The following is a 13,552-nucleotide window of genomic DNA, read 5'->3' as shown; positions in this document are numbered from 1 at the left end:
AAAGAAATGTTTGAATACCAACAAGCTAATATTGAGTTTATCAATCAAAAGACACCGTTTTATGATGCACAATGCACCAAAGAAATAGAGAATATTTATGCGTTACAAAAAATACAAGCGGCAATTGAAGAAGCTCAAAAACTAAAATTAACCAGCCCAAAACCAAACAAAAAACTAAAATTCAATGGAAATCTAAACCAATTAGTAGATATGTTTTACCAATTAAATCGCGAACTTTTTATTGATGGCAAACCTTATATTGACGAAAACACAAACGATCTAGCGGATTGGATTGTAAATTCCTTCTTGGATAAAGAGGGTAAAGAAATAAGTCCCCTAACAGTCAAAACAATCCTCAAACCTTCCAAAGAGGATAAACGTCCGAACACCCATAAAAGACTGGATATCGACAAATTGCTTTAAACAAAATGGTCCCCTGGAGACCAAGTGGGGACTAAAAGACTTTTTTCAACTTCTCACATTTGCACCATAACAATTTAAAACTTTTAAAAATGGATGCAATTATCTTCACAAAAGACCAGTTCACAGATCTAATGACAAAATTAGACACTATTCAATCCCAACTTTCTATCAAGGCAGACCCAAAGAAGGAAACCTTTTTAGACAATCAAGAATTCCTTTTACTGATGAAAATTTCAAAACGTACAGCTCAGACCTGGAGAGACGAAGGCAAAATTTCATTCAGTCAAGTGGGAAACAAAATCTATTACAAACTTTCCGATGTTGAAAAGCTACTACAAGAGCATTACAACAAATCATTTAAAGGACGATAGTATGAGCAGCTGCAACGGAACTTGTGAAGTTTGTGAATGCAGACTTTACACAAATGAGAACCAACAACTGCCAACCAACAACTATCAACTTTAAACTATGATAACAATCTTTAAAAACTTCAACGAAGTGGTGGAACACAAAACAATTCCAATAATTTTAGAAGAAATCAAAACAGGAAAGTATAAACCCGGCATTATTTACTTGCGTAAATCAATGGCTGAAAAGAAAGAGGAAGCATACAATAAAGCTAAAAAATCACTTCCAGCATTTACACCTTCAGGTAAGTTTGCGGGTGGTCGTAAATTAGAATTCTTGGCAGAATATTCAAATTGTATTATTCTCGACATCGACAAATTAAGCAAAGAACAATTACAAAATGCAAAGATGATAGCTGCACAAAGTGAGTTCACGTATGCGTGTTTCATCAGTCCATCAGGTAACGGATTAAAAATTCTGGTAAAAATAAATTCCGACAAAGCCAATCACAAAGAAACATTTCTATTGGTCCAAGCACATTACGAAAGTATTCTAAAACTAGAAATCGACAAATCAGGCAAAGATTTAACGAGATTATGTTTTTATTCCTGGGATGAAAATCTATACCTAAACGAAAACGCTTCAACCTTTGTCACATCGAGCGCAGTCGAGATGCCTTTGATTGAAACCCAACCAGAACCTAAAACCAAAAACCCTGAACCGCTTTTAGATTACGATGCTATTTACAACCATTGTGTAAATTTTACTGAAAAAAAAGTGCAATTCGTGAATGGTAGTCGCAACGTATTCGTACACCAACTAGCCTGTAATCTAAACCGAAAAGGAGTTGCATTACAACAAGCACTAGGATATATTTTAACCGATTTTGGGTATGACGAAAAAGAAGTAACCCAAGCGGTTAACAGTGCTTACGGAAATATTCACGAGTTTGGCAAAAATGAAAAATTTGAAACACCCAATAAACCCAAAAAGAAGGAGAACTTTTCAATTACTGATACTACTGACGAAAACGATGAAGACAAACCAAAACCAACACAAATAGACCGTTTAGAGCTATTTTTATCAACACGTTATGTATTTCGGCACAACATCGTTTCCGGCAAATTAGAGTTCCAATATTTCGGTAAAAAGAAGTGGAATGTAATGAATGATTTTATTGAAAATTCAATGCTTCGAGAGTGTTTAAAAGGTCGAATTAAAACAAACCTATCGTCGTTAAGAAACTTGCTTTATTCTGATTTTTGTGTGCTGTTCAATCCATTTGAAGATTATTTTTTCAACTTACCAACTTATGATGAAAAGACCGATTACATTACTGAATTAGCCAACACAATCACAACTACTAAACAAGACCTTTGGCAGCAATGTTTCAAAAAATGGTTAGTCGCTATGGTGGGTTGTGTTCTCGATGACAAAGTAATAAATCATACGGTTATTGTCTTCAGTGGCAAACAAGGATTAGGTAAAACAACTTGGGTGGAGAAACTCGTTCCAAGACCTTTAAAAGAATATTTATTTTCCGGAACCATAAACCCAAACAATAAAGATACGTTGGTACAACTAGCGGAATGTATGTTAATCAACTTGGACGAACTTGAAAACCTAAACCGTTCTGAGATTGGATCACTCAAAGAAATCATTACAAAAACCCAAATAAGAATGAGAAAAGCCTACGGACACAACAACGAAACAATGCCAAGACGCGCATCATTTGCCGGTAGTGTCAACACAGCACAGTTCTTAAACGACAGTACAGGAAGCAGAAGGTTTCTTTGTTTCGAGTTGGAAGGCATCAAATACCAGCACGATGTAGATATTAATTTGGCTTTTTCGCAAGCATTGTGTCTTTTTAAAAGTGGTTTTAGATTTTGGTTTGACCAGGAAGAAATAAAATCAATCACAGAAAATAACGAGCAATACCAATTGCACAGCCCAGAAGAAGAATTGCTATTAACTTGGTTTGAACCTTGTCCAAAAGAAGAGGCAAGTTTATTTTTAAACGCTTCTCAAATAGCTGCAAAACTTGCCGACAGGACTAAATTAAACCTAAATGATGGCACTATAAACAAACTAGGTAAAGCATTAAAAAAACATAATTTTACTAGATTAATGCGGCAGGGAAAACCAGTTTACGCAGTTAAAGAATTCAGTTATGAAGAAGTCGAGGCAAAAAACAAAGAAGTCGAAGAATAAAAAACAACTAAAAAGTGGTACTGAAAAGTTCCACTTTTTTCTTTTTATTTAAAAAATAACTAATCACTAACAACTATTCAGTTATCACTAAAAAGCACCTCTCTACTTTATTTTTAGGGTGTAAGGTGGTGTAACCACTTTTCAACACAAACATTTTTTATTTTTTTTCAAAAAATAAATCAAGTAAAATAAGAATTTATTACAGCAAATTAATAAACCATAAAACCCAGTTTGCACCCAATATTCCCAATAAATCCGTTTTATTTCAATCCCAAAAAATAAAAAATCTTTTACGTGTTTTTCCCTTACACCCTACACCCTAAATTTTTTTGCTTTATTTTTCTCTATATTCTTACGGTTACGGTTTTCCTCATTTTTCTTTCAATTGCTTTTTTGTATGTTTGTAGGAATATCATTTTTTCAAAATAATTTCCTTTGTCAACTAACAAACAGGCTATAATCCGCTATCAAACTTTAGATAAGTGCTTCCGTAATTTCGGGAGAAATTATGCTATTGATGATCTTGTTGAGGAATGTAATAAATCAATTTACGAGTATATCGGAAAAGACGAAGGCATAAAGAAAAGACAGCTTTACGATGATATAAGATTTATGGAAAGTGAACAAGGTTGGAACATTGAACTAAAAAAAATAAAAGATGGAAGAACTGTTTTTTATAAATATGAAGATTCAAATTTTTCTATCTCAAATCAACCACTGAATGAAACGGAAGCGAATCAATTAAGAGAAGCATTATTAACATTAGATAGATTTAAAGGATTACCTCAATACCATTGGATTAATGAAATAAATGCGAGGTTAGAATCCTCTTTCAATCTAAAACAAAAAGAAGAAATAATAATCAGTTTTGAACAGAATGAATATTTAAGAGGTTTAGAGTTTATTCCAGAGCTTTACAATGCAATTTTATACAAAAAGGTATTAAATATTGGTTATAAGAGTTTTAACTCAGTTGAAGTAAAATCAATAACAATTAGTCCATATTACCTTAAGCAATATAACATGCGTTGGTTTTTATTTGGAAAATCGGAAGATTATGAAACTATCACAAACTTAGCTCTAGACAGAATTGAAAGTTTAGTACCTGAAAATAAAAACTACATTACTTCAAATATTGATTTTAATGAATATTTTGAAGATGTAATTGGGGTAACAATCCCGGCGGATAAAATTGAAGATGTTGTTCTCAAGGTCGATAAGAAATTAATATCTTATATAACAACAAAGCCATTACACGGCTCACAAAAAATCAAAGAAATGGACAATAACTTTGAAGTTCATTTAAAATTAATTCCAAATTATGAACTAGAAACATTGATTTTATCTTTTGGTGAAAAAATGCAAGTTTTAGAGCCAATAACTTTAGTTGAAAATATTAAAGAAAGAATCAATAAAATGAAAAATAATTATTAATGCACTTGTACCGCACACATCTATACTAGTTTTGACAAAAATTTAAAGTATGAGTGAATTTTATAAAATCTTAAAAACCCGAAATCTTGATTTTCATTCAGGTCAACCTGTGTGGAAATATACTATTTCTGATTTAGAGTTTAATCATTTAAAGGAGAGTTTTAAAATTATTGAACGATTTTCGCAACTTGACCCCAAAGATTGTGCAATCTATTATGCAGAGTGGTGGAAAAGAATTTTCAATGGTGGATATCCTTCAAAAGATGAAGTATATAATTCTTTAGGCTCTCATAAGTTATGTTTTGATATCAATGATTTTTATGAATCAGCAAAAAAAGGAGGAAATCTTTTAAATTATAAATGGATTAAAATTCAAAATACTCATTACCTTAAAACCTTATTATTGCAAGGAGGTCTTCCATTAAAGCACATACAAAATAACAGTGGTAAGTACAGGGATTTTCTTTTGAAAATTATTCATTTAAACCCTAGTACAATTGAAGATTTTTCAGCTAATTCTGAATTGACATGCCTACTACCAAAATCAAGTCAAAATGAAATCATTTATAGTAGTTGTCTTGAAATTGTACGCGCCGTATTGGATAATGATGAAAATGAGCTTTTAAGTTTTAGTGCGAATGCAGATTTAAAAAAGATTACTGAAGATTTAATTGTTGAAAGAGACAGAGTTAGAAGAAAAAACAACACCATTAAATTCAAATGGAGTTTTAATTCTATGTCCAATTCTTTTTACCTAAATACAACAATCAATTCAAAAATTGGCCACGAAGAACTGAATTACATTTTAGATGATCAAATTGTTGATTATCAAAATGAATATAAATTATTCGTTGGTGTAGATTTAATAGCTAAACTTATAAAAAGAAATAATGAAACATACAAAGTAATCCAGTTTAAGGATTTTATTAATTTTAAAGAAGATTTTGAACCTGAAATTTATGTAATTGATAGTTATGACAAAATTTATCATGCTAATCATATACTGAATTCAAAATTAAACTTAGATTTTCCAACATTATGGTTGTCAAGTGATGAAGAAAAATTTGTTTTGGAAAAATCCAGATACACACATAATAATTTTGGATATGTTTTATTAAATCAGGATTATTCAATTGACGGAAAGATTGAAGAAAAAATTGACATTGAAATAAATGGTAAATCATTTTCTATTATAAAATTTCAAGATGAAGTTAAGGTAAAAAAAACTGAAGGGAATACAATTAGATTTAAATCAAATACAGATAACATTTTTGATTGGACAATATTAAGTGAAAAACCAAAATGGTTGGTCAAAGGAAACTTAAATATTGTAAAAGATAGTTTAAGAATACTTGTTTATGATAAAAATGGTCAAAGAATAAATAATCCAAATATTGAGTGGAAAGCAGTTAATAAAAATAATTGGAATTCAAAACACACTCCATTAGAATTGGGAGTTTTAGATGTTAAAATATCTCATGATGGCATAGATGAATTTGAAAAAGTTTTTAATATTGGCAATTTATGTTTAGCTACAAGTTCAGATTACAATAATCCTCAAATAACAATAAATAATAGTTCTTTTATTCTAGAAGTATATAAATCAGATTTTTTTGATTCCATCATAAATCAAAATACGGTTAATTTTAATATAACAAATCCTGCTAAATTTCCTGCTTCAATTAAAACTAGAATTAGAACAAATTATCAAAGCTACGGTTTAATTGCAGATATACTTTCGCCTTTTCAAGGTGTCATTTTGGTTGACCAAAATGAAAATATCATTGAGGAAGATGAGATATATTTGGACAAAATAAAAGGTTGGCGTTTAATTGCAAATTCTCATAGTAAAGATTACGAAGTAAGAATTTCAAACAATAAAAATCAAGAAATTATCATATCCAAAAAGATTGAGAGAAAAGTAAAACCTTTGTTTGAGTTTTATGACACTTTTAAATCATTATTTCAACTTTTTAATATTATCGATTCTGATAATTTTTTGAAAATGGAAATATTTGAAATAGCTCAAAATGGTAATGCTAGTAGAAAAAGAAGAGTTACAATTAAACAGTTTTCTGAAACAATAAAATGGGAAGTGAATGGTGATAATGTTATAAAATTTGATGAAATCGAAAGTATAGATATTTCTAATAGTGTATATGCTTTACCATTAGATTGCGAATTAGAGCATATTAATAAAGTCGAAATAAAAAAAGATTCAGACTTTTATTCTATTAACACAAAAAACGTAAATAAATTTATTCTCTTCTCTGATAAAGATTCAAAATTTAAAATTAAACCTGAATTTATCTCAGTTAATCCAGAAAATGAATTGACTACAGTAGAGGATAGAAATATTCGAATAATGAACTATTCACAGCAACTTTTAACCGAAGACTTCAGCAGTGATGTGTGGAACAAGTTTTGGGTTTATTATTACTTATGCAGAGAAAATGATTTGCCTTTCGCAACTTTTGATATAATTAAAGCAATTACAACATCTTCTGAATTAGCAGCAAAGGCTTTTGCCTTTTTATCGTTAAAATTTGATTCTGGTGAATACAAATTTTCAGGTACTGATTTTCAAGAATTAGAAAATGATTTAGGATTTTCTTTCCATTGGGTTAAACTTTCGGATTGGGAAAATATTTGTCAAATTTATCCAGATACATATGAAGCTATTGCTGTTATGCTTAGTTTAAATTGGAATTTGCTAAAAGTTTGTCTACTACAAAATGACAAGAATACCAATTTTGTTTTTTACGCAGAACTAAATAGTGTTAGAGAGCGTTTAGGTGAAAGAGTTTTGAAACAGCTACCTTTTTATGATATTGGAAGAGATAGAAATAATTATGTTATACCAATACCACAGCAGCAATGGAATGATCAAGTTAATATTCTCGTTATAGCATCATTAACGGTTGCATCATCAATTAGAGGTAAAGATACTGGCTTATGGCATGTCAATGGGGACAATTTTAGAAGAAGAATTAAGTATGTAGAAGACCTTGATAAAAAGTGGTATGAAGAATCATTAATTTATTATTTAAACTAAACTAATTATGAGCCAAGAAATAAAATTTAGTAAAATATATAACGAAATACAAGATAGATTAAAAGAATCTATTTTATCACTTTGGGCAACAGGAGATGCGGAATTTCAAGACTATCTATCAAATTTATTTGAGGATGAAAAATTGTTAGCTGAGCCAGTTTTTCAAAATACATTCCCATGGACGCCTGCTAAAGAAGCATTTGGAGATTTAACCTATTTATTTGATGGTAATTTTATTAATAAATTGGATAAAATTAAAGGAGAGTATGAGTTTCCAAAAAATAGAAATCCATATAAGCATCAAATTATCAGCTGGAACACTCTTTTAAAAGAAAAGAAATCTATTGCAGTGACGACAGGGACTGGTTCAGGTAAAACAGAATGTTTTATGTTGCCAGTTTTACATGATTTGTATGAGAATTGCAAAAATGAACCTGGTGTAAGAGCTATATTTTTATATCCTTTAAATGCATTAATTGGTAGTCAGAAAAAGCGAATGGATGCTTGGGTTAAAGCACTTGATGGTTTAACTTATGCTGTATATAATGGAAATACCCCAGATGGTAATACTCCAGCTAATAAAAGAAGAGAAGCTCATCCTGAACTAATAGATAGAAAAGATATAAGAGAAACTCCTCCACAAATTCTTTTCACAAATCCATCTATGTTAGAATACATTTTGGTTAGAGATAAAGACGTTTCATTACTAGAAAATTCAAAAGGAAAATTACGTTGGATTTTGTTAGATGAGGCACATACCTTAGTAGGTTCAGCGGCTTCTGAAATGGCTCTATTAATAAGAAGAGTTGTTGATGCTTTTGAGGTTGACATTAAAGACTTACGTTTTGCAATAACTTCAGCAACAGTTGGTAGCGGTGAAGAAAGTGAAAATAGTTTAAAAGATTTCATGGTAAATCTTTGCGGTATTGAAAAAAATCAAATTGAAATAATTACTGGTAAAAGAGAATTTAAAGAATTACCAGAGAATTTTCAAATAGAAAATAAAACGGAAATACAACTGTTAAGACAAAAGGTTTACAATTCAGATGCTATTACTTTATCTGAATTAACCAATAGTTTTATTGAAAAAAAGGCCTCGCCAAATGAAAAATTAATTGTAGTAGATGATATAATTGAACATAAGGTAAATGATGTTTCTATTTTACCATTAAGAGCACACTTATTCTCTCGTGGTATTGGTGGTGTTTATGTTTGTTCAAATATCAATTGTGATAAGCATAAAAGTTTTGATGCCAAAAGTGTTATGGGAACCATGACAACATATGCAGAGAAAAATTGTTCTCATTGTAATTTTCCAATGTTCGAATTGGTTGCATGCCGTTCATGTGGTAATGAATTGCTTAAAGCAGAAAAACAAAGAGAAAAAAATGAAGAATTTTTAAAATTAGCAACATCAATTAATCAGGATAACTTTATTGTTGATGATTTAGACAATGATGAAAATGAAAATACTAGTTCTATATCTCAATCATTCTTCTTTACGAAACGAAATAATAGTAAAAGATATGTAGCTAATACAATAGAATTCGGAATTGAAAGTAATGGTAAATTAATCAGAAGTAAAAATGATTTTATAGAAGCAGATCGTGATGGGGAATGTGTTTGCCCACATTGTTCAAACAATCTAGAAAACCCATTACATTTTAGAATTTCCTCATCATTTATGAATAGAATTTTGTCTGATGTATTCCTTGAAAACACACCTGGCGCTAATGAAATACGTTCAGAAATGCTCTGGGAAGGACACAAATACATCTCTTTTACAGATAGTAGACAAGGCACAGCAAAAATTTCAGCATTAATAAATATTGATAATGAGAACAATTGGATTCGCTCCCAAGTATTTCATTTACTTTGGAAAGAACAATTGAATAATTTTCAAGAAAACAATTTTAATTCAGATGAATTAATTGAACTTGAGAATGAGTTGTTAACAAATAAAAGTATTGTAATAAAAAAAATATTAGAAGAAAAAATTCAAAAGATTAAAACTAATTCTCAAAAAAATGATGATAAGGTTCGTTTGTCCTGGAAGCAATTATATGATTTTCTAAATCCTAAAAAAGACCTAAAAACATTGTTTAAAAACAACAATCCTAGAGAAGATAATGATGTTAATATTGAAAAATATTCAAGAGCACTTTTGTTTGATAATTTTGCAAGAAGAATTCCTAGAGAACGTTCATTAGAAAATTTGGGTATGGTTAGTTTGGTTTATCCAGATCTAGATAATGTTCAGTTACCTTCAATTGCGAAACAATACGATTTAAACATTGAGGACTGGAAAAGTCTTTTAAAAATTGGTTTAGATTATGTAATTAGATACCAATTTAGCTTCTTTCTAGATAGTACAATTTATCCTTACTCAACCTCGTTCTTGAGAAGTTCTTTCATATATGAACCAGACTCAAACATAATAAATGCTAAAAAATGGCCTACTTTCGGTAAAAATGAATTAAGACCAAATAGAATGGCCTTATTATTATGTGCAGGTTTAGGGTTTTATAGTAGAGTAGAAATAACTAATGAAATAGAGGACGATATTAATGCGATATTAAATGAAATATGGAAGACTATAAGAGGTAGAGTTTTGGATTCTGATGGTACAGGTTATAAGTTAAATTTAGAAGAAAGAACAAGGTTTCAATTATCAGATAAATTATGGCTATGCCCAGTAAAAAAACGTTTAATTGATGCGCAATTTAAGGGCTTTTCTCCATGGATAACAGGCTCTTTTTCAGAAGACAATATCAGACATTTTGAAATAAAACAATCGCAACCATTTACATTTCCAAAATTTCAATTTCCTTTCAACAGAAACGAGCAAAATGAGTTAGATCTATTAAATACTAAAAATTGGATTGTTGAAAATTCGGTTGTGTGGAGACAAAATGGATTATGGAATGATATCCATGAAAAAATAATTTTAAGTAGACCTTTGTACTTATCTGGAGAGCATTCTGCACAACAGAATGAAAAGAGATTAAAACAACTAGAAGATAAATTTGAAAAAGCAGAAATAAATATCCTGAATTGTTCTACAACAATGGAAATGGGTGTAGATATCGGAGGTATATCTACAGTGGTGATGAACAATGTGCCACCAGGTCCAGCTAATTATTTACAAAGAGCCGGACGTGCCGGACGTAGAAATGAAAGCAAGTCAATAGCTTTTACTGTTTGCGCTCCAAATCCTGTTGGACTGAATGCTTTTAATAAACCAACTTGGGCATTAACTCATAAAATTGCACCACCGTTTATCTCTTTCAATAGTACGCAAGTTATTGAACGTCATGTCAATGCTTTCTTTTTAGGAAAGTTTGTTCAAACAGATGAAGTCAAAGGAATTAAGGTTACAGACAAAATTGAAAATTTCTTTTTTGCAGAAATCGAACCAATAGCAGTAAAATTTATCAGTTGGCTAATGGGTAATGATGTTATTAAATTTTCACATCAAGTGAATAGTATAACCAAAGAAACTAGTTTTGAAGATAAAAACTTCAATTATATTTTAAATAAAGTATTTTCTAATTTCAACAATGTTTTAAATAAAGCTAAAAGCAAAAAAGAAGGTTTCGAAATTAAATTAAGTGAAATGGAAGAAGAATTTGGAAAAAACTCTCCTGCTTACAAATCCATAAACATTCAATACATTCAATTTCTAAATAAAAATGCTTTGACCTATTTAGCACAGGAAGGTTTCTTACCTACTGCTGGTTTACCTACTGGTATAGTTGAATTCAATACTACAAATATTGATACTTTAAGTAGAAATAATAGAAGCAATAAAGAAAATCCATCATACTTTATTACAAGAGCTTTGACTGAATTTGCTCCAGGTAATAATATTGTTATTGATGGTATGAATTATCATTCAGCAGGAATAATATTAGATGATAATAGAGGAACACAAGCTTCCAAAGAAATTATTCAACTTTGTAACTCTTGCGGTTATCAAAGAATAGTTGAAGTTTCTGCTGGGCAAAATATTGATACTGAGTGTCCACACTGTAATAGTCATAATTTTAGAGGAATAAACTTTAATGATACGAGCTTACGCAGCAATTTTACAGAGATGATTCAACCAGCTGGCTTTGCTGTGGATATATATCAAACCCCAAATCGTAAAATATCGGAATCATCAAGAATACAATATGTAGATCCTTTATTGATTAATGTTAAGCCTTGGGAGCAAGATAATAATAACGTTTACGACATTAGAGAAAGTGAAGATACAGGTGAAATTTTATATTATAACGTAGGAAATGGCAATGGTTTTCATGTGTGTTTGCATTGTGGTAAAACGGGCTTGTCATTGGAAGAACTTAATGATCATAGAAGATTAAGAGGAGGAAAAGATGATAAAGGTGGTTCAGCATGTACAGGAAATTTTTCCTCTTCTGCAATACGCCCAAATGTGATTTTAGGAGGTAGATTTAAAACTGATTTTTGTGAAATTAGAATTAGAGAAAATAGAGCATATTCCAGAAATGAAACATTATTGTATTCCTTAGGTTCGATTTTCGTAAAAGAATTAGCGAGTTATTTAGCTATAGAAGCTAATGAATTAGAATTTGGTATCAAGCGATATGAAAATTATTGTACTATTTTTATTTTTGATACAACTAAAGGAGGCGCTGGATATGCTAATCAATTCTTTTTATATGCAGAAGAAATATTTAAGGAATCAAAAAACAAGTTAGAATGCGAATGTCAAAATGCTTGTACTAAATGTTTAATAGATAGAAAAACACAATGGCATATCAATTTGTTAGACAGAAATATAGCCTTAGATTGGTTAAAAACAATCAGCAACTTCGAAGTACCTGAGGAAGTTACAAGTAAGTATCCAACTGCTAAAAGAATGTTGGGTGGCATAAAACAAGAACTAATAAAATTAAATTACGCTTCAAAAATTAAAGAAGTTTGGTTGTTTGTGGATCCTTCAATTCAAAATTGGGATTTAGACAATATTTTATTTTTAGAAAATTTAAAAAGCAAAGCAAATTTTAATATCATCTTTAATAATATTCCTATTGTAGCAAATAATCAAGATACAATGACATTAATTCAGCTTGCTGCCTGGTCAACTTTGTGGATTAATAAAGATAATAAGGATGATTTAATAAATACTATTTCTTTAGTCAAACTCCAAGATGGGGCTAATTCTGCATATTTTGTAAATAGTCAAGTAAACCTTAGTCTAAATAGCAATTGGGGTGAAACTCAAAATGGTGAGGTTTATAAAATTAATTCTGAAGTACTCCTTAATTTAGAAAAATTTGAAACGACCAGTCTATTAAATTCGAGTAATGTTTATGAGGTTTATATAGATACAACATCTAGTTTAAAGTCAGTTAACTTGGCTGACGAAGTACTTAAAAATTTAACAAGCAAAGTAGATTTAAAATCAAAAATGAAAGGTCAAAAGTTCAATGTATCGTATTACGACCGTTATTTAAAAACACCTTTTTCATGTCTATTAATGCTTCAATTTTTAGACAGATTACAAAGTGTATTAAATTTTGAAATTGAAGAGTTTAGCTTTACAGGTCAAAAATTTTATAATGATAGAGCACCCTATAAAATTTATCATGAATTTAAAGACAATGATTCAAGAGATAGCTACATAAAGTTACTTAGTCATGAATTGAATTTAGAAACTGCAAACGTGTTATGCGATTCAATTCCTCATTATCGTTATTTTGAATTTAGCAATCAAGAGTACAAAATAATTATCAGACCAGATGCTGGTGTGGAGCATGGGTGGAAGTTAAAAGACAGTAATATAAGTTATGATGATGTTTTAAGTTTAGATACTCAATTTGAAATACTTAAAATGAATAATCATCCTATTTTATACACCATTAGTATTGAGAAGATTTAACTTAAAAAGTTATGCTTTTAAATGGTTATGCTAGCTGTTTCTTTTTTCCTCATTTTTCTTTCCATTGCTTTTTTGTATGTTTGTAGATTGTACACTTCACTTATTATTCTAGTGTAATAGTAGAGTTTATTTTAACAACACTTTTGAATTGTGTCCGCACTGCGGACACA

6 protein-coding genes are annotated in these 13,552 nt (G+C 30.0%); all 6 read left to right on the top strand.

Annotation, left to right across the window (positions count from 1 at the left end):
* Positions 1-423: hypothetical protein (locus tag ACH2BO_RS04535; protein WP_395043562.1), on the top strand; the 423-nt coding region annotated here is incomplete at its 5' end.
* 89 nt (positions 424-512) lie between these two features.
* Positions 513-794, top strand: a complete 282-nt coding sequence (locus ACH2BO_RS04530) for a helix-turn-helix domain-containing protein (protein WP_188601235.1) — start codon at positions 513-515, stop codon at positions 792-794.
* Positions 795-891: 97 nt separating this feature from the next.
* The gene (locus ACH2BO_RS04525) at positions 892-2,985 is read left to right on the top strand and encodes a VapE domain-containing protein (protein WP_395043561.1); all 2,094 of its coding nucleotides are present in this window, start codon (positions 892-894) and stop codon (positions 2,983-2,985) included.
* 435 nt (positions 2,986-3,420) lie between these two features.
* Positions 3,421-4,419 (top strand): helix-turn-helix transcriptional regulator, encoded by a 999-nt coding sequence (locus tag ACH2BO_RS04520; RefSeq protein WP_395043560.1) that lies wholly within the window; start codon positions 3,421-3,423, stop codon positions 4,417-4,419.
* A 49-nt stretch (positions 4,420-4,468) separates the two neighbouring features.
* Positions 4,469-7,474 (top strand): hypothetical protein, encoded by a 3,006-nt coding sequence (locus ACH2BO_RS04515; RefSeq protein ID WP_395043559.1) that lies wholly within the window; start codon positions 4,469-4,471, stop codon positions 7,472-7,474.
* 7 nt (positions 7,475-7,481) lie between these two features.
* Positions 7,482-13,382, top strand: coding sequence for a DEAD/DEAH box helicase (locus tag ACH2BO_RS04510; protein WP_395043558.1), 5,901 nt, complete (start codon positions 7,482-7,484; stop codon positions 13,380-13,382).
* Positions 13,383-13,552: the final 170 nt, after the last annotated feature.

The organism is Flavobacterium sp. (assembly GCF_043773265.1).
Lineage (GTDB): Bacteria > Bacteroidota > Bacteroidia > Flavobacteriales > Flavobacteriaceae > Flavobacterium.
This window is presented reverse-complemented; position numbering and strand designations above follow the sequence as displayed.

What these genes read in the sequence shown, in the direction of transcription:
- ACH2BO_RS04530 (WP_188601235.1), top strand. Translation starts at nt 513, where the DNA reads ATGGATGCAATTATCTTCACAAAAGACCAGTTCACAGATCTAATGACA.
- ACH2BO_RS04525 (WP_395043561.1), top strand. Translation starts at nt 892, where the DNA reads ATGATAACAATCTTTAAAAACTTCAACGAAGTGGTGGAACACAAAACA.
- ACH2BO_RS04515 (WP_395043559.1), top strand. Translation starts at nt 4,469, where the DNA reads ATGAGTGAATTTTATAAAATCTTAAAAACCCGAAATCTTGATTTTCAT.
- ACH2BO_RS04510 (WP_395043558.1), top strand. Translation starts at nt 7,482, where the DNA reads ATGAGCCAAGAAATAAAATTTAGTAAAATATATAACGAAATACAAGAT.